The organism is Denitratisoma sp. (assembly GCA_032027165.1).
GTDB lineage: Bacteria > Pseudomonadota > Gammaproteobacteria > Burkholderiales > Rhodocyclaceae > Desulfobacillus.
In genome coordinates this window covers 2,358,891-2,376,555 of the sequence record JAVSMO010000001.1, presented here as the reverse complement: position 1 = coordinate 2,376,555, position 17,665 = coordinate 2,358,891, and the positions used below count along the sequence as shown (strand labels likewise).

Genomic DNA, 17,665 nt, shown 5'->3' with positions numbered 1-17,665 from the left:
CCGGCTGGAGGTTATCCCGGATTGATCGGGCCGGAGGGGTTGCTATGTTCGCCTTGGACAACGGAGCAAGGGCGCAAGGATGAGCGGCGCAAGCGAAGCGATGTGGTTGGGATTGGTGCTGCTGGTCGGCAGCCTGACGGTCGCCATCATCGCGTCGGTCTACCTGCTGTTGCGCCTGCGCGAGGCGGAAGCGCGCCTTCACGAGAAGGAAGGCCAGCACCAGGGCATGCTCGACCGCCTGCAGGAAAACGAATACCGGCTGCGCACCATCATCGAGTCCGAGCCGGAGTGCGTCAAGCTGCAGGCCGCCGACGGCACGGTGCTGGAGATCAACCCGGCGGGGCTCCGGCTGCTGGATGCCGGGCGTCCGGAGGACATCATCGGCACGAAGATCTACGACGTCGTCGCGCAGGAATACAAGGGCATCTACCGGGAAAACATGCGGCGCGTCTTCGCCGGCGAAGCCGTGGTCTACGAGTTCAAGTCGATCACCCTCAAGGGCCGCGTCTGCTGGATGGAAACGCATGCCGTGCCCTTGCGCGATGCGCGCGGCGCCGTCTATGCGCTGCTCGGCATCACGCGCGACATCACCGAGCACAAGTGGGCCGAGGAACAGGGGCGGCGCCACCAGACCGAGCTGGCGCGGGTGGCGCGCCTGTCGACGATGGGCGAAATGGCCACCGGCCTGGCCCACGAGCTGAACCAGCCGCTCTCGGCGATCGCCAACTTCGCGCGCGGCTGCATCCGCCGGCTGCGCAGCGGCGACGTGGCGCCGGCCGACCTGATCGAGCCGCTCGAGGAGGTCTGCGAGCAGGCCGAACGCGCCGGTGAGATCATGCGCCACGTGCGCGACTTCGTCCGCAAGAGCGAGCCGAGGATGACCGCCGTCGACATCAACCTGGTGGTGCGCAGCGTCGTCAAGTTCACCGAGCACGAGGCGCGCCAGAACGAAACGGTCGTGACCCTGCACCTGGCGCCCCAGCAGCCCCGGGTCTGGGCCGATTCCATCATGGTCGAGCAGGTGGTCTGCAACCTCGTGCGCAATGCCATGGAGGCGATGGCCGAGACGCGCACCCTGCGCCGCGAGATCATCATCCGCACCGTGCAGCATGGCGGCGATGTCGTCGAGGTCGAGGTCATCGACACCGGGCCCGGCATCGACGGCGCCGTCATCGACCAGGTCTTCGACCAGTTCTTCACCACCAAGCCGGAGGGCGTCGGCATGGGCCTGTCGATCAGCCGCTCGATCGTCGAGTCGCACGGGGGCAGCATCCGTGCCGAATCGCGGGCGGGCGGCGGCGCCACGTTCCGTTTCACCCTGAAGGCCATTCCGATCCGGCTGAACCGCGATGAGCGACGCTACAGTCTTCATAGTTGACGACGACCAGGCCGTCGCCCGCAGCCTGCGCTGGCTGATCGAGACGGTGCGGCTGCGGGTGGAGACCTTCGCATCGGCCCAGGCCTTTCTCGACGGCTACGACGCATCGAAGCCCGGTTGCCTGGTGCTCGACGTGCGCATGCCCGGCATGAGCGGGCTGGAACTGCAGGAGCGCCTGGCGGCGCGGCGCAGCTACCACGTGCCGATCATCTTCATCACCGGCCACGGCGACGTGCAGATGGCCGTGCGGGCGGTGCAGGCCGGCGCCTTCGACTTCGTCGAGAAGCCCTTCAACGACCAGGACCTGCTCGACCGCATCCAGCGTGCCATCGCCCACGACGCCGGCCGGCGCGGCAAGGAAGCGCAGCGGGCGCAGCTGCGGTCGCTGTTCGCCGGTCTGACCCCGCGCGAGCGCGAGGTGCTCGACCTGGTGGTGGAGGGGCTGTCCAACAAGGCCATCGCCAATGCCCTCGGCCTGAGCGCCAAGACGGTGGAGGTGCACCGCGCCAAGGTGATGGAAAAGCTGCACGCGCGCTCGCTCTCCGACCTGGTGAAGATGGCCATGCAGAACCAGGCCGCCTGAAAAAAGAAGGCGAGGCGGCGCGGAGGAAAGTGCGCCGCCTCGCCAAGGCTGACTTTTTATTGCAGGTAGTGGTCCGCCAGCAGTGCGGCGAAGAGCAGGAACAGGTAGGTGATCGACCAGCGGAAGCTGGCCTGCGCGGCGCGGTCGCTGTAGCGGCGCAGCAGGCGCCAGGCGTGGGCGATGAAGACGCCGTTCAGCGCCAGCGCCGCGACGAGGTAAGGCCAGCCGCTCATGCCGATGGCGAAGGGCATCAGCGTCACCGCGGCCAGTCCCAGGGTATAGGCGAAGATGCAGCGCAGCGTATAGGTGCGGCCGTACACCACCGGCAGCATCGGCAGTTTGGCGTCGGCGTACTCGTGGGCGCGGTAGAGCGCCAGCGACCAGAAGTGCGGCGGCGTCCATACGAAGACGATGAGGAACAGCAGCCAGGCCTCGCCCGGCGCCTGTCCGGTGACGGCGGCCCAGCCGAGCACCGGCGGCATGGCGCCCGAGGCGCCGCCGATGACGATGTTCTGCGGCGTGCGCGGCTTCAGGACCACCGTGTAGACGATGGCGTAGCCGACGAAGGTGGCCAGCGTCAGCCACATGGTGAAGGGGTTCACGAACACGTTCAGCAGCGACAGGCCGACGCCGCCGATGAGGCCGGAGAGGAGCAGCGTCTCCAGCGAATTCACCTCGCCGCGCGGCAGCGGCCGCCCCTGCGTGCGCGCCATCGCGGCGTCGATTTCCTGCTCGATGAGGCAGTTCATGGCGGCGGCGGCGCCGGCCACCAGGGCGATGCCGAGCGTGCCGGCGAACAGCGCCTGCAGCGGCACCATGCCCGGCGCGGCGAGGAACATGCCGATGACGGCGCAGAACACGATCAGGGTGTTCACCCGCGGCTTGGTCAGGCGCAGGTAGCGGCGCAGGCGCTCGGCCGGGCCGGGGCGGGCGGCGAGGATCGTTTCGGCCATTAGCGGAGACCTCCGGTGTCGTTGATGGCCGGCCCAGTCTAGCCCCCCTGCCGCCCCGTTCAATCAGGAACATCCGCAGTGTCCCTAGGTAAACATCCTGATTGCCCCTCCCGGTGCCGCGGCCTATCGTTCGCCTACTACAAGAGCGGCCGGGCCATCCGGCCGTACCGATAAATCAGAGGAGGAGGCATTCGCCATGTTGGACTACGTCTATACCGGCTGGGGCGCGTTCTGGGTGACCATGTTCATGTTCGTCCCGTTTGCCCTGATGGCGTACTGGGTCATCCGCAGGAAAAGCCTGGTCGATACCGGACCCACCCAATTGCAGCCCAGCGAGTTTGCGCCCATAGAAGGCGTCTGGCTGACGTTCGCATTCATCTTCTTCGTGGTCGCCAACCTGGCCAGCCTGAAATTCATCCCGTGGGCCGCCGCCTCCGGCGCGACCGACGGCGAGGCCGAGGTGCAGGTCGACTTCACGGCGAAGTCCTGGTCCTACGACATTTCCAACCGCCAGATCGTGGCCGGCAAGCCGGTGCGCTTCTCCGGCCGGGCGAGCGACACCCAGCACGGCTTCGCCGTCTATCACCCGGACGGCAGGGTGCTGTTCACCATGCTGATGATGCCGGGCACCACCAAGCCCACCTCGGTCGTCTATACGTTCAAGGAGCCGGGCAAGTACGCGGTGCGCTGCCTCGAGTACTGCGGCGTCGCCCACCACCGCATGCAGGACGAACTGACCGTCGTCGCAGCCAACTAAGCGCCCCGCCCCGAGGAGGAGAACCCAAATGAGCATAGCCACCACCATCGTCAAGAGCACGCCGGTCTTCGGCAAGATGTTCGCGGTCGACAAGAGCACCGGCCTGGAGGAGATCAACGCCTGGCCGGCGCTGATGATCATGAGTTCCTTCGTCTGGCTCGTCGTGGCCGGCCTGCTGGGCCTGGTCATGCCGGCGACGCAGATCTTCGATCTCAGCTCCGACCACTTCTACACCACCCTGACGCTGCACGGCGCGGCGCTGACCTTCCCCTTCTCGTTCCAGCTCATGATGGGCGTCGGCCTGCACCGCTCCGGCGGCTGCGTCGGCAAGGCCATCACCGGCTGGCTGCCGGCGCTGGCCTGGCTGTCGATGAACCTCGGCGGCGCCATCCTCACCGTCGCCGTCCTCATGGGCCTCAAGGTCAGCGTGGTGGTGATGTTCCCGCTGCCCCTGGTCGGCGCGCAGATGGGCGTCTGGAGCATGGAGTCGGTGATCGTCGGCTTCACCGGCATCTACCTGGTGCTCTCCTGCATGATCCTCTGGTACCCGCTGCTGGTGCTGAAGATGATGTTCTTCGGCAGGAAGCGCGCGGAGCTCGTCCTCTCCGAGCGCTCGCTCAACGAGCCGGGCATGCTGGGCATGCTGCTCGCCGCCGCGACGCTGCTGCTGACGGGCCTGCCGCTGGTGGTGGTCGGCACGACGCTGCTGCTGGCGCTCTACAAGATCCTGCCCATGTCGCTCGCCGCCTGGGCGGCCGACCCGGTGGTGTTCCAATACACCTTCTATCTCTTCGCCCACAACCTGATGGAGGCGATGGCGCTGATGGTGGCGAGCGCGATGTATGCCACGCTGCCGCTCTACCTGGCCGACGGCTCGCGCAAGCTCTACAGCGAAAAGCTGGCCAACCTGGCCCTGTGGATCCTGCTGGTGACGTCGGTCACCTCGGGCCTGCACCATTTCATCACCTTCTACCCGAACCAGCCGGCGGCCCTGTCCTACTGGGGCAACATCATGAGCTGGGGCACCGGCATGGGCGCGGCGATCAGCATCTTCACCGTCCTCGCCACCATCTGGCAGCACGGGCTGAAGCCGGAGCCCGGCATCGTCGCCGTGCTGGTCGGCTGGGCGCTCTACATCCTCGACGGCGCCAGCGCCATCGTCACCTCCAACATCGCCTGGACCTACCAGCTGCATGGCACCATGTGGCAGAGCGGCCACTTCATGACGGTCATCCTGGCCATGTCCATGATGTGGATGGGCGTGCTGTACCACCACTATCCGGTGATCACGGGCCGCAAGCTCGACCCGGCGCTGGGCAACCGGTACGTCAAGATGATGACCGTCGGCAGCTTCGGCGCGGCGATCACCATGCTGGCGGGCGGGGCGGCCGGCATGCCGCGGCGCTTCGCCGACTGGCACCCGGAAGGCTGGATGCTCTACGGCAACCTGATCCTGGTCTTCGGCCTCATCCTCGGCGCCTCGTTTGCCGTATATTTCTACAACCTGATGAAGTCGCGCGACATCTCCGCGCCCATGGGCGAACTGGCCCGGGCGTAAGACGATTCGGCAAACCGGAGCGTCCGCAGCGATGCGGACGCTTCTTTTTTTAGTGCCATCCCGATGCCCTGCACGCTCTGCGGCCTGCCCCTGCCGAAACCGCCGGTGTCCGACGCCGGCCACGACTTCTGCTGCATCGGCTGCCGCGAGGTGTACCGCGCCTTCGGCGAGGACGCCCTAGCCAACCGCGCGGCAAAAGTCAGTCCCCGCAGCACGGCGACTCCCGCGGAGGGCCGCGAGGCCTTCCTGTGGATCGACGGCATGCACTGCGCCTCCTGCGAATTCCTCATCGGCAAGCTCGCCCTGAAGCATCCCGGCGTGCTCGACGCCGCCTCCAGCTACGCCACCGCCACCGCGCGCATCGTCTACGACCCGACGCAGGTGAAGGAAGCCGAACTGCCGCGGCTCCTCAGCCGCCACGGCTACCGCGCCCGGCTGCGCGGCGAGCCGGCGCCGGAGCACGAAGAGGGGCTCGACCTGCTGCGCCTGGTGTCCGGCGTCACCGCCGCCTCGCTGGTGATGATGCTGACCTTCATCTTCATCTACCCGATCCATGGCGGCTGGCTGACGGTGGAGGACTACGGCGCGATGCGCCGGCTCGCCTTCGAGGCCGTGCCGATCTTCCTGCTCTTCCTGACGACGATCCTGGTGTTCTTCGTCGGCTGGCCGATCCTGCGCGGGGCCTGGATCGGCCTGCGCGCGCGCCTGCCCAACATGGACCTCCTGCTCGCCCTGGCCATCCTCGCGGCCTACGGCTACAGCGTCATCCAGTTCTTCAACCGCTCCATCGACCTCTATTTCGAGGTGGCCGGCACCCTGGTCATGATCGTCACCATCGGCCGCCACCTCGAGCGTGGCGCGCGCGCGCGCGCCACCGAATCGCTCAAGTCCATCATGCGCGTCTGGGCGCCGCGCGCCTGCGTGCTGCGCGGCGGCCAGTATCTCGACTGCCCGCTCGACGAGGTGCAGCCGCACGACCGCGTCTTCGTGCGCCAGGGCGAGGCCATCCCCGTCGACGGCAGCGTCGTCGCCGGCCGCGGCGCGGTGGACGAATCGCTCATGACCGGCGAGCCCTTCCCGGTGTCGCGCGGCGAGGGCGAGAAGGTGCTCGGCGGCAGCCGCCTGCTCGAGGGCAACCTGGAGATCGACACCGGCCCGCAGGTGGAAAGCCGCATGGCCAGCCTCGCCCGCATCCTCTGGAACACGCAGAGCGCGAGCACCGGCCTGCAGGCCCGCGTCGACCGCCTCTCGCGCCGCTTCGTGCCCGGCGTGCTGGCGCTGGCGGCGCTGGTCGGCATCGGTTTCCTCGCCGCCGGCGCGGGCGCCGAGAAGGCGCTGCTCGCCGCGCTCGCCACGCTCATCGTCTCCTGCCCGTGCACCTTCGGCCTGGCCATTCCGCTCACCACCGCGGCGGCGATCGGCGCGGCGCTGCGCCGCGGCATCGTCGTCACCGGCCCCGACCTCTTCGAGAAATCGCCGCGCGTCGACGTCGTCGCCCTCGACAAGACCGGCACGCTCTCCAGCGGCGAGATGGCGGTGGTCGAGGTGATCGGCTCGGCCGAGCTCGCCGCCCGCGCCGCCGCCGTCGAGCGGCACTCGCCGCACCCGGTGGCGCGCGCCATCGCCCAACTCGACGCCGGCCGCAGCGCGAGCGAGGTCGCGCTCCACCCGGGGCGCGGCGCCGTCGCCACGGTCGGCGGCAAGCGCATCGCCGTCGGCAGCCGCACGCTGTTCGCCACGCTCGGCTGGACGGTTCCCGAATCGCTGTCCGCCCGCGCCGAGCGGAGCCGCCACGGCGAGGCCGTCGTCTCCTACGTCGGCTGGGACGGCGCCGCCGAGGGCGCCATCCTCACGCGCGACCGCTCGCGCCCGGCCTGGGACCGCGTCGTCGAGTCGCTGCGCCGCCACTGCCGCGTCGTGCTGCTCACCGGCGCCGAGCATCCCAACGGCTACCGCCAGCATGTCGACGAGGTGCACGCCGGCGTGCCGCCCGAGGCCAAGGCCGCCGTCATCCGTCGCCTCAAGGCGCAGGGCCGCGTCGCCATGATCGGCGACGGCAGCAACGACGCGCCGGCGCTGGCCGAGGCCGACCTCGGCATCGCCTTCGGCGCGCCCACCGCGCTGGCGGCCGAGGCCGCCGACATCGTCATCCCGGGCAAGCGCCTCGAGCGCGTGCTCGAAGCCTTCCTCCTCATCGGCGTCACCCGCCGGCGCATCCGCCAGAACCTCGGCTGGGCGCTCGCCTACAACGCCATCGCCATCCCGCTGGCGGCCACCGGCATGCTCAGCCCGCTCGTCGCCGCCGCGGCGATGTCGGCGAGCAGCATCCTGGTGGTGATGAACGCCGCGCGCCCGATCCTCGGCAAGGACCCGTTCGAGGGCGAGGGCGAAGACGAGGGCGGCGAACGCCCGGCGCCCGTCCCCGGCGCGCCTTCCTCGGCGCGCTAAACCGTCACTGCGGTTTCGAGAACGCCCAGGCAGAGCCCGGCGGGCGCCTGCCCGCAGGCTTGCGGAGCGGGAAAGTCAGTCTCTGCGATACGGCGCGGGGGGTTGCATGGGGCCGGTGATCGGCCTGAGCGGACTGAAATTTCACTTGAGAGCAGCCGTCCAAAACCGTCCGCTCTCGAATTTTTCATTGCAGTTGTCGGCAAAAGGCGGCCATCCAAGGGCTTGTGCGGCGGTGATCACGGGCGGCAGCTGGCCGATCACAGCCTAGCCAGCAGAACCTGCCGAGGGCACGTTGCTCGGCTACAGCGGCGAACGCCCAAATATACTGATAACATTCCCATCCACAGACAATTGTGCGGTTGTGGCTCAATAGCATGCGGCCAGGAAGCAAATGTGTAGTGGCAGCTGGTTGTGCTACAACAAGTCCAAGAGGAGAAGTCAAGATGCCTTGTGAAGGCCAGCGAGCGCAATTCGCCGGCTTTTTCGCCAGCCCACTGCGGTATCCCGGTGGGAAGGGACGGCTGGGCCCGTGGTTGGCTAGCGTTATCGAACAGAATGCCTTGCGGGGTGGTTGGTACGTCGAGCCGTACGCCGGCGGCGCCGGTGCGGCACTCTACCTGCTGCTCCAGAACTACGTGGAGCACATTGTCATCAACGATGCCGATCCACTCATACACGCGTTCTGGCAATCTGTGGTGCACCACTCCGATGAGTTCGTGCAAAGGATTCGGGAGATGCCGGTAACCATGGAGACGCGGGCAGCCTGCCAAGCCATGGTGGCTAACCCCGCCAAGCATTCGCAGACCGAGTTAGGGTTCGCGGCATTCTTTCTTAACCGTACGAGCCGTTCAGGAATCCTTACTGGCGGAGTCATCGGCGGCAAAGAGCAGGCTGGAGCTTACAAGCTCGACGCACGCTACCAGCGAGACGATCTGATTGCTAGGGTGCGCGCGATTGGAGCGATGCGTGAGCGCATCACGGTCGTCGGCATGGACGCGCTTGACATGCTCGTAGACAGCGGCCCCGGCTTACCGGACAAGACCCTGATTTACATGGACCCACCCTACTACGTGAAGGGTAGTCAGCTATACCTGCATCACTATCAGCATGGGGATCATGAGGCGATCGCTCACTATGCGTCGCTGACCGAACGCCCACTACTTATCACCTATGACAACTGCCCAGAAATCCGGGAACTCTATAGCGGGATGGAGGCAACAGAGTTCTCGCTTCAGTACTCGACCCACCTAGCGCGCCCGTTGGCTACTGAAGTGCTGTTCTACGCGAACCTTATGCTGCCGACGCCTCCGCGGCTGACACGTGGCGCCCAACTGACCGCACGGCGCGAAGCGAGCCGCACAGCGAAGGCCGAGGTGCCGAGCACATAGTCTGCAGAAGAGGAGGAACCGTGAACACGGTATTGCGCACCGTCATTTCAGACAACCCGCTCACTCGGCTGATTGGCGATGTGGATCAGGCCTTCGTTGGCTATGTCTACAGCCTCAAGTACGACGAGTGTTTCGTTCAGACGAACGACGCCTTCAAACACGCGGTGAACGGCCTGCCTCATAACTCCTTTCTGCTCGCGGCGGGCTTTGATCCGGCGCGCTTTGATGCCGCGTCGCCGATAGACCAGGAAGTCGTGCTGTTGCGTGTGCTCGGCCCTGCGTCGCTGCCCCAAGACGCCGATATGGTCCGCACGCGCATCGAGCATCATCAACGCCGGCGCGATACGGAGCGGCTGCCGGGTGACGTGAACGATGGCCTCGACCCCATGACGGCGAGTGAGCTGCAGTGGGGAGGCATGCGCTGCCGCGTGCTCGGCACGTTCTTCATGGAAAACGGCGAGCTGCGGCTCGGTAGCGACATCGAAAACTTCATGAGCTTGTCGCGCATGCGCGCGTTCAAGCCGCGCGGTGCGTCGCTCGAGATGATCGTTAACCACGTGAATCCAGAAGTGCGCGCGAAGGCGCGCGATGAGGCGCTCAAAGCCGGGTTCAAAGACACCCCCAAGCCCATCGACGTGGGGACAGTGCGCTTCACGTCCACCGCTCGCCTGCATCGCGGAGCAGGCGAGCCTCAGGTGAAGGTGCAGATCCAGCCGGCTGACTTTCTGGCGCGTCGGACCGCCGTGCTTGGGATGACGCGCACCGGTAAGTCGAATACCGTGAAAACAACGGTCTCTGCCGTCGCGATTGCCGCCCTCAAGTCTGGCATCAAGGTCGGTCAGCTGATCTTCGATGTGAATGGCGAATATGCCAACGCCAACCACCAAGACGACGGCAGCTCGATCGCGGATGTCTTTGGCGATAGCGTAAAGCGTTATCGTGCCATCGACACGCCGGGGTTCAAGGACCTGCGCATCAACTTCTACGAGCAGCCCGATGTCGCGCTCGGTCTCTTGGAGCAACTTTCTCGGGATACTCGAGGCTCAGCGCAGGACATAACGACGTTTCTGACGAGCTCACTGGATGAACCTGACCAGAACGGGGACCGGGGGGAGCACAACCGCTGGCAGGTTCGGCGCGCTGCCTTCTGCTGCGTGCTGAACGCGGCGCGCTATCGCGCGCCCCAGGACTTCACGGTTGACTTCCCTGTAAGCAAGGCCGTTCTTGATGCGGTCAAGCCCAAGCTTCCGGATGATTTTCCAGCACCGGTGGTTCGCGGAAATAACCAGCAGTACCTCAGGCTCAATCTCATACAGGCAACGGTGTGGTTCACGGCTGCTCGCGCTACCAACCTTGCGACTCCGCTACCTGGCAGCAGCAAGGGCAGCAAGTGGGTGGATGCCTCCCTAGAGGCGACGCTCAATGTGCTTTGCAACGCGAGCTCGGGTGGCGGGTACATACGCGGCTATCGTCAGTTGCAGGAGTACACCGACTACCATTCGTGGCGCCGCCAGGGAGACGTCGTCAAGGAGATTCTCGGCTTCCTCTATCAAGGCCACATCATCATCCTTGATCTATCTGCAGGGCCGGTCTCTATCCGCAAGACCCTATCTGACCGCGTGGCACGGGCCGTCTTCGATAGACAGTTCGACGTTCTCAATCGTGGTGACAGCCCGATGAATGTCGTGCTCTACGTCGAGGAGGCTCACAACCTCATCGGCAAGCAAGCAGAGCTGACGGATACCTGGCCGCGGATCGCCAAGGAGGGCGCCAAGGCGAAGATCGCCTTCGTCTACGCGACTCAGGAGCCCTCGTCGGTACACGCGAACATCCTGGCCAACACGGAGAACTGGTTCGTCACACACCTGAACAATGACGACGAACTGCGCACGCTCGGCAAGTTCTACGACTTCGCCGATTTCGTAGGGTCGCTCAAGGCTGCCCAGGATGTCGGTTTCGCTCGCATCAAGACACTGTCGGCACCGTTTGTGATCCCAACCCAAATCAACCGCTTCACACCCGAAGAGATCAAACGCGAGCTTGCGGCGTTGGCGCCCGGCGACTCCGACTCCGACAAGTCGCGATCTGGCGTCGAGGATCTGTTCTGATGCCGTACGCACGCGAAACGGCCGGCAAGGGTGGCCACGCCGACTTCGTACGCAATCCGGACGTTCAAACCTTCCTCAAAAATTGCACCTACCTGCGTGAGCCCTCGGATGCTGAGGCTCTAGAGCTCGCGTCGCGCTTCGTGCGCGCTCCGGCCGGAGACCCACCGAAGCTTCCGCGCTACGTCTTGGCCTCCGATGCTAGTAAAAGCGACGCGCCGATCAGCGACAAGCTACCGAGCACGCAAGTCGGCTTTTTGAAGGTCAGCCATGTGCTAGTCGACATGGCGAAGTATGCGGGCCTTGTTGACCCGGTCAATCGATTCGTCGACCCGTTCAAGGTCGCCGAAATGCATCGTTCGGCCTCGCCCATCACCTTCACGATGCCTGGCAGCAACATTCGGTACCGCGGCATCGACAATGTCCGGGATGGCTTTCGGCGAGCGCTGTTCGATCAGCTGACTATCGACCGCAGCGAAACGCAGAACGGCCAGGTGCTGGCTCGAATGCTCGTGGTACTGAACGACAACTCGCTGACGCTCTCTAGCTGCCCCTGTTGCGGTGGGTCCCCTGGTCCCACGTTCGATCGTGCCGCACTCAAGCGCGCATGTGGCGCTTGCGGCGCCGAGGTCTACGCGTCTGACTTCCTACGGCTTCACGAGGGCATCAGCGACTTTGGCGATAACGCCAGCGCGATGACCCGGATGATGAATGCCATGGAGCACCTCATGCTCGCAGGCTTCATCCTCCAAGTTTTTGAGGCGCAGCCGCAGGCGCTGTCGGATATCACCTTCGTTCTCGACGGTCCGCTTGCGCTGTTCGGTGAGCCGGCCAAGCTGCATCCGCGCCTCCAGAAGCTGATATTCCGCGTGAACGAGCGCCTTGCGAAGATGGGGCTGGAGCCCATGCTTGTGCTCGGGCTGCAAAAGACTGGTGGAGTCATGGACCATGCCCGGCTGCTTGAACGTTTTCTGCCGGACGGCGTGCTCCGCGTCATCGACGACGACTACCGAAATCAGTTCATCACTGGTGGCGACTCCCCGGCGGCGAACTTCGGCAACGAGACGTACTACGGGCAAGATTTCCTGTTCAAGACCGAGCGAGGGCGCATCTTCAACTTCGCAATCCCTTATCCATTCGAGGACAAGACCTTCGGCGGTGGCGGCAAGGGATTCGCGAAAGCCAAAGTCGATCTCGCGCACTATGGATCATTGATTGAGCGAGCGTGCGACTTGATCCGCCACTTCGAGATGGACCTGTACGACAACGCGCTGGTACCAGTGGCGCTGGCGCACAGGCATGCATCAATCAGCCTCGTACCCGGCGGCAAAGTGCTCGACCTGCTAGTACGGAGTGGTCTTCAGCCCAACAAACAGGAGAAATAGGGCACAATCAGCGCCCGCTACGTCAGCAGGGAGCAACCACTCCTGCAATTGGTCGGCATCTCCGCCAGACTGACCAATAGCTATACGCGGTAGGGATCGGCGATCCGTTCGGCCAGTCTGTTCAAGCAGCTGGATGCACAACGCGAATCGCCCGAATTAGCTCTTCCTCGAAGTCATTAACCAAAAGGCCATTCTCGGCAATCCATAGATCGACAAGGCCCCACTCTTCGATCAGCGCCAAGCGTCGCGAGAACCATGCCTTCGCGGGTCCGCGCTCGCCGATGCGCACATCCGGATCGTCGAGCAAGTGTTCTTTGAGGTAGTCGCTACTCAATCTCTTCGCTTGAAGGGCTGCCCATGTCTCCTGGTGGCTGCTCGGGTCATCGATCAATGATTCGATGAATCGATAGAGGATGAGCTCCGGAGTTGGCTTATCCCCGTTTGCTGCCATGCCAGGCAGGCGGACGACATTGCGCTTTCCGCGCAGCTTTTTATTCTCAACATCGGCGTCGACGAGGATCACGACACTCTTGAAATAGTCATCGGCTTTGTACAGATTGAGGAGATTGTTATGGCCCATCTTGAGAGACAGAATCTTCAAATTCACGCCCGTCGCTCTCATGATCCGCAACTTGCGCGCCCCCCGCAGCAAACGCTCGCCATAGAACTGTGCCTCGTCGTCTTCGGCATAGAGCATGACAACTGGCTTCTTTGGAGCAACCGTGTCCGGCGGTCGAACATGCATGTCATCCCGTATCTGATCGAACGACCAGCCGCCACACAGGTGTGGGTTGCGGGTGTCCTGTATGTAATTCACCCGATCAGGCGAATGTTCTTGAGGCGCCCTTGAGATTTGTTCATGCAGCGCCTGAATCAGTATGAGCGAGTGAGTCGTGGCGATGACTTGGAGATCGAGGTCTGCAGATTCGTTCTGCAAGACACGCAGCAGCTTGCATTGCGTCCGAGGGTGAAATCCGGCGTCAAGTTCGTCCACGATCAAAAGACCACCAGGATAGTTGTTTCCCATTTCCCGCTTCAGTTTCTTGAACGATGCCAGCGCGGTTACGACACAACTGAGGGAGTCTTGTCCAAGCGAGATAGCACGGCTATCGTAGGCATAATCCGCGTGCTTGGACACTTTCTTTGTATGCGCAATGCTCTGATGGGTGATCGAGCTCGCGGTGCTCTTTCCAGTGTCGATAAGTTCGTTCGTGATCTTCTGGATGTACGCCCGGTCCTCGGCGTGCATGGTCGTATCGCTCGACTTACGAATGTGCAGTCGTTCGCTTTCTCCGATTGGGATCATCCTAAGCATCCCGAGATATATGGTCGGCCAGGGCACCTTTGCATCACGCCCGAATGCTATGCCCTCGTGGTCGAAATCCTCTTTCGGGTCGTTTCTCGGGACAACGCGAAAAAGACTCTTACCTCTGCGCGTGACATTGCACTTCTTTACGAGCGTCTGACCGCCGATGTCGTAGGTGATCAAGACATAGGGCTTGCTATCGACATCGTGAACGTAGTCATGCTCAACAGTGAGGTGGATGATTTCCTGAAAGTTGGCTTGCACCGACCGATTGAAGTAGCTGACGTATTCCTTTTCGGAAAGCCCTGAGCCATTAGCCAAAAAAGCCAGAATCGTTGATTTCCCAGTTCCGTTATGCCCGGCAATCAGGGTAACGCGTTCTGCAATAGGGATGATCAGCGATTTGAGCCGGCGGAATGGAATAGTGGAGAATTGAATCGATCGAATGCGGATTGCGGCCATACGTTTGATATGGTTCTAAATCACCTACAAGCGCCGTTCTGCCTCTGGTTCATCAATTGAATTGTGCCTTGACAGGATCAGTCTGACAATGACTTCTTCATGAGCAATGGCAGCTATCCGCAAGGGGGCTGGCTGCTTATGCGGCCGTTAAGGACGGCCAATTGAGCGTTCCGAGTAGCTGGTTCGGCCGAGTACTTCCGTAGGCCGTCAGGCAGGTTCCAGAGTGAGGCAGCCGCACAAATGGCAGGTCAGCGGCGTTCCTGAAGATCGGTTTGGGTCGACAACTGCAATTGCGCTTGTAAGCGCGGAAGACCGCTTAGGCCGAGTTCGAGACGTCAGAAATCCCTCACTGAATTTCCTCCCATTGATTTTGCCGCCCCAAGTCATTTGGGCGATCAGGCTACTCGGCTTGGGCGAGTTCCGTTTCCCGGGAAAAGTCAGTCTGCGTGGTACGGCGTTGCCCATCTCCCTAGCCCTCTCCCCAGCGAGTGGGGAGAGGGGACTGTTCTAAGGGATAACCCCTAGCCTCCACTGGAATGATCCGGATTCCGCGCCTGTGCGGAGTTGGATAAATTCCAGCGACAACCTCCGGAGGGGAATCCCGCCCGATCCGGCATCGAAATCACCAAGGAGCGAACCATGGACGTACGCGCAGCCGTGGCCTGGAAGGCCGGCGCCCCCCTGACCATTGAAACGGTGCAGCTCGAAGGGCCGAAGGCCGGCGAGGTGCTGGTGGAGATCAAGGCCACCGGCGTCTGCCACACCGATGCCTTCACGCTCTCCGGCGACGATCCGGAGGGATTGTTTCCGGCGATCCTCGGCCACGAGGGCGCCGGCATCGTCGTCGAGGTGGGCGCGGGCGTCACCAGCGTCAAGCCGGGCGACCACGTCATCCCGCTGTACACGCCGGAATGCCGCCAGTGCGAATACTGCCTGTCGCAGAAGACCAACCTCTGCCAGGCGATCCGCTCGACGCAGGGCCAGGGCCTGATGCCCGACGGCAGCAGCCGCTTCAGCATCGGCGGCAAGAAGCTGTTCCACTACATGGGCACGTCGACCTTCGCCAACTATTCGGTGATGCCGGAGATCTCGGTGGCGAAGATCCGCGAGGACGCGCCCTTCGACAAGGTCTGCTACATCGGCTGCGGCGTCACCACCGGCATCGGCGCGGTGATCTACACGGCCAAGGTGCAGCCGGGCAGCAGCGTGGTGGTGTTCGGCCTCGGCGGCATCGGCCTCAACGTCATCCAGGGCGCGCGCCTGGCCGGCGCCGGCATGATCGTCGGCGTCGACCTCAACCCGGCGCGCCAGGCGCTGGCGGAGAAGTTCGGCATGACCCACTTCGTCAATCCGAAGGAGGTCGAGGGCGACCTCGTCGCGCATCTGGTGAACCTGACCAAGGGCGGCGCCGACTACACCTTCGAATGCGTCGGCAACGTCAAGCTGATGCGCCAGGCGCTGGAGTGCTGCCACAAGGGCTGGGGCGTCTCCACCATCATCGGCGTCGCCGGCGCCGGGCAGGAGATCGCCACGCGGCCGTTCCAGCTCGTCACCGGGCGGGTGTGGAAGGGCTCGGCCTTCGGCGGCGCGCGCGGCCGCACCGACGTGCCGAAGATCGTCGACTGGTACATGGAAGGCAAGATCAACATCGACGACCTGATCACCCACGTCATGCCGCTGGAGCGCATCAACGAGGCCTTCGACCTGATGCACGCGGGCAAGTCGATCCGCTCGGTGGTGACCTTCTGAACATGACGCTGACCACCGTCTCGCAGAACCTGTGCTTCGGCGGCGTGCAGGGCGTCTACAGCCACGCCTCGCCCGAAACCGGTTGCACCATGCGCTTCGGGCTGTTCCTGCCGCCGCAGGCGAAAGACGGCCTGGTGCCGGTGCTCTACTGGCTGTCGGGGCTGACCTGCACCGAGGAGAACTTCATCGTCAAGGCGGGGGCGCAGCGCGTGGCGGCGGAGCTCGGCCTCGCCATCGTCGCGCCGGACACCAGCCCGCGCGGCGAGGGGGTGCCCGACGACAAGGACAGCTACGACTTCGGCCAGGGCGCCGGTTTTTACGTGGACGCGACGCAGGAACCCTGGCGAAAGCACTTCCGGATGTATTCCTACCTGACGGAGGAGTTGCCCTGGCTGGTGGCGTCGAATTTCGCCGTCGATCCGGCGCGGGCCGGCATCTTCGGCCATTCCATGGGCGGCCACGGCGCGCTGGTGCTGGCGCTGCGCAATCCGCAGCGCTTCAAGTCGGTTTCTGCTTTTGCACCCATCTCGTCGCCGATGCGCTGCCCCTGGGGCGAGAAGGCGCTCGCCGGCTATCTCGGCGAGGATCGCGACGCCTGGCGCCAGTACGACGCCACCGCCCTGATCGAATCGCGCGGCTGGAAGTGGCCGCCGCTGCTGGTCGACCAGGGCACCAGGGACCAGTTCCTCGACACCCAGCTCAAGCCGGACCTGCTGCGCGAAGCTTGCGCGAAGGCCGGCGTCCCGCTCGACCTGCGCCTGCGCGAGGGCTACGACCACAGCTACTTCTTCATCGCCACCTTCATCGAGGAGCACCTCAGGTTTCACGCCAAGGCACTGGCCGTGCGCCAGCCTAATCAGGCGAACGCACTGCAGCAGTAGGAAACTCCCTCTCCCCGGTGGGGAGAGGGTTCGGGTGAGGGGTAGTCCCTACGCCGCCTTCTTGCTCTTGGCGACGTGCGTCGAGATCGCGTCCATCAGCGCCGGCGACAGGCAGTCGTAGGGCTCCAGCCCGAGCTGCTTCAGCCGTGCGCGCACGTCGGCCATCTGTGCCGGATCGGTTCCCGTCTCGATGATGGAGGAGACGAAGGCGGCGAACTCCGGCGGCGACCAGCCGCTGCTGTCGGACAGCTCTGTGTGCACGAAATCCAGGCCGTAGAAGGGGTGCGCCTTGTTCTCGATGCGGCCGTACATGTGCACGCCGCAGCCGGTGCAGGCATGGCGCTGGATGACGGCGTTGGGATCGACGACCTTCAGCTTTTCCGCATGGGCGGTGACCTTCAGCGCGTCGCGCGAGACGACGGCGACCTGCGAGAACAGGGCGCCGGCCGGCTTCCAGCACTTGCTGCAGCCGCAGGCGTGGTTGTGCGCAGTCTGCGCGGCGATGGTCACCTCGACCTTGTCGGTGGGGCACTTGCAGTACAGCTTGCCCCCGGCGAAGCCGGGCGCCGCCGGCTTGATGCCGGCCTCGATCGACGGATGAATCGTGAAAGCGTTGCCCATGAGTCGTTTCTCCTTTTCGGCGGGATGTGTTGCGAACGGAATGCCTGGGCAAACTTAAACCGCGCGCCGCGCAGGGACAATCGGGATGTTT

13 protein-coding genes are annotated in these 17,665 nt (G+C 64.2%); 10 read left to right on the top strand and 3 right to left on the bottom strand.

Going from position 1 to position 17,665, the window contains the following annotated elements; translation table 11 throughout:
• Window positions 1–79: 79 nt before the first annotated feature.
• Both ROZ00_11570 and ROZ00_11565 read left to right on the top strand, forming a co-directional pair.
• Entirely contained in the window at window positions 80–1,378 is a 1,299-nt protein-coding gene (locus ROZ00_11570) for an ATP-binding protein (GenBank protein MDT3736857.1), read from the top strand.
• A complete protein-coding gene (locus ROZ00_11565; GenBank protein ID MDT3736856.1) occupies window positions 1,350–1,961 on the top strand; it encodes a response regulator in 612 nt (203 codons plus the stop codon). The genes ROZ00_11570 and ROZ00_11565 overlap by 29 nt, the downstream gene beginning before the upstream one ends.
• 56 nt (window positions 1,962–2,017) lie before the next feature.
• On the opposite strand, the gene cyoE is transcribed toward ROZ00_11565, so the two are convergent.
• Window positions 2,018–2,914, bottom strand: a complete 897-nt coding sequence (gene cyoE, locus ROZ00_11560) for a heme o synthase (GenBank protein ID MDT3736855.1) — start codon at window positions 2,912–2,914, stop codon at window positions 2,018–2,020.
• A gap of 196 nt (window positions 2,915–3,110) precedes the next feature.
• On the opposite strand from cyoE, the gene ROZ00_11555 reads away from it, so the two are divergent.
• The 6 genes from ROZ00_11555 to ROZ00_11530 all read left to right on the top strand — a co-directional run bounded on the left by ROZ00_11555 (window position 3,111) and on the right by ROZ00_11530 (window position 12,555).
• Complete coding sequence (locus ROZ00_11555) at window positions 3,111–3,671, top strand: hypothetical protein (GenBank protein MDT3736854.1); 561 nt, start codon at window positions 3,111–3,113, stop codon at window positions 3,669–3,671.
• 28 nt (window positions 3,672–3,699) lie between these two features.
• A complete protein-coding gene (locus tag ROZ00_11550) occupies window positions 3,700–5,229 on the top strand; it encodes a cbb3-type cytochrome c oxidase subunit I (protein ID MDT3736853.1) in 1,530 nt (509 codons plus the stop codon).
• Window positions 5,230–5,292: 63 nt separating this feature from the next.
• The gene (locus ROZ00_11545; GenBank protein MDT3736852.1) at window positions 5,293–7,677 is read left to right on the top strand and encodes a heavy metal translocating P-type ATPase; all 2,385 of its coding nucleotides are present in this window, start codon (window positions 5,293–5,295) and stop codon (window positions 7,675–7,677) included.
• 443 nt (window positions 7,678–8,120) lie between these two features.
• Window positions 8,121–9,065 (top strand): DNA adenine methylase, encoded by a 945-nt coding sequence (locus ROZ00_11540; GenBank protein MDT3736851.1) that lies wholly within the window; start codon window positions 8,121–8,123, stop codon window positions 9,063–9,065.
• Window positions 9,066–9,085: 20 nt separating this feature from the next.
• Window positions 9,086–11,173, top strand: a complete 2,088-nt coding sequence (locus tag ROZ00_11535) for a DUF87 domain-containing protein (GenBank protein MDT3736850.1) — start codon at window positions 9,086–9,088, stop codon at window positions 11,171–11,173.
• Window positions 11,173–12,555 (top strand): hypothetical protein, encoded by a 1,383-nt coding sequence (locus tag ROZ00_11530; GenBank protein ID MDT3736849.1) that lies wholly within the window; start codon window positions 11,173–11,175, stop codon window positions 12,553–12,555. Before ROZ00_11535 ends, ROZ00_11530 begins: the two co-directional genes overlap by 1 nt.
• A gap of 121 nt (window positions 12,556–12,676) precedes the next feature.
• Here ROZ00_11530 and ROZ00_11525 read toward each other — a convergent pair whose 3' ends face one another.
• Window positions 12,677–14,323, bottom strand: a complete 1,647-nt coding sequence (locus tag ROZ00_11525) for an AAA family ATPase (protein MDT3736848.1) — start codon at window positions 14,321–14,323, stop codon at window positions 12,677–12,679.
• Between the two features lie 639 nt (window positions 14,324–14,962).
• Between ROZ00_11525 and ROZ00_11520 the strand changes: the two genes are divergently transcribed.
• A complete protein-coding gene (locus ROZ00_11520) occupies window positions 14,963–16,072 on the top strand; it encodes an S-(hydroxymethyl)glutathione dehydrogenase/class III alcohol dehydrogenase (protein ID MDT3736847.1) in 1,110 nt (369 codons plus the stop codon).
• Window positions 16,073–16,074: 2 nt separating this feature from the next.
• Window positions 16,075–16,953, top strand: coding sequence for an S-formylglutathione hydrolase (gene fghA / locus ROZ00_11515; protein MDT3736846.1), 879 nt, complete (start codon window positions 16,075–16,077; stop codon window positions 16,951–16,953).
• 48 nt (window positions 16,954–17,001) lie between these two features.
• Here the strand turns inward: fghA and gfa are convergent, their stop codons facing one another.
• A complete protein-coding gene (gene gfa / locus ROZ00_11510; GenBank protein ID MDT3736845.1) occupies window positions 17,002–17,574 on the bottom strand; it encodes an S-(hydroxymethyl)glutathione synthase in 573 nt (190 codons plus the stop codon).
• Between the last annotated feature and the right edge of the window lie 91 nt (window positions 17,575–17,665).

What these genes read in the sequence shown, in the direction of transcription:
- ROZ00_11570 (MDT3736857.1), top strand. Translation starts at nt 80, where the DNA reads ATGAGCGGCGCAAGCGAAGCGATGTGGTTGGGATTGGTGCTGCTGGTC.
- ROZ00_11565 (MDT3736856.1), top strand. Translation starts at nt 1,350, where the DNA reads ATGAGCGACGCTACAGTCTTCATAGTTGACGACGACCAGGCCGTCGCC.
- cyoE (MDT3736855.1), bottom strand. Translation starts at nt 2,914, where the DNA reads ATGGCCGAAACGATCCTCGCCGCCCGCCCCGGCCCGGCCGAGCGCCTG.
- ROZ00_11555 (MDT3736854.1), top strand. Translation starts at nt 3,111, where the DNA reads ATGTTGGACTACGTCTATACCGGCTGGGGCGCGTTCTGGGTGACCATG.
- ROZ00_11550 (MDT3736853.1), top strand. Translation starts at nt 3,700, where the DNA reads ATGAGCATAGCCACCACCATCGTCAAGAGCACGCCGGTCTTCGGCAAG.
- ROZ00_11545 (MDT3736852.1), top strand. Translation starts at nt 5,293, where the DNA reads ATGCCCTGCACGCTCTGCGGCCTGCCCCTGCCGAAACCGCCGGTGTCC.
- ROZ00_11540 (MDT3736851.1), top strand. Translation starts at nt 8,121, where the DNA reads ATGCCTTGTGAAGGCCAGCGAGCGCAATTCGCCGGCTTTTTCGCCAGC.
- ROZ00_11530 (MDT3736849.1), top strand. Translation starts at nt 11,173, where the DNA reads ATGCCGTACGCACGCGAAACGGCCGGCAAGGGTGGCCACGCCGACTTC.
- ROZ00_11525 (MDT3736848.1), bottom strand. Translation starts at nt 14,323, where the DNA reads ATGGCCGCAATCCGCATTCGATCGATTCAATTCTCCACTATTCCATTC.
- ROZ00_11520 (MDT3736847.1), top strand. Translation starts at nt 14,963, where the DNA reads ATGGACGTACGCGCAGCCGTGGCCTGGAAGGCCGGCGCCCCCCTGACC.
- fghA (MDT3736846.1), top strand. Translation starts at nt 16,075, where the DNA reads ATGACGCTGACCACCGTCTCGCAGAACCTGTGCTTCGGCGGCGTGCAG.
- gfa (MDT3736845.1), bottom strand. Translation starts at nt 17,574, where the DNA reads ATGGGCAACGCTTTCACGATTCATCCGTCGATCGAGGCCGGCATCAAG.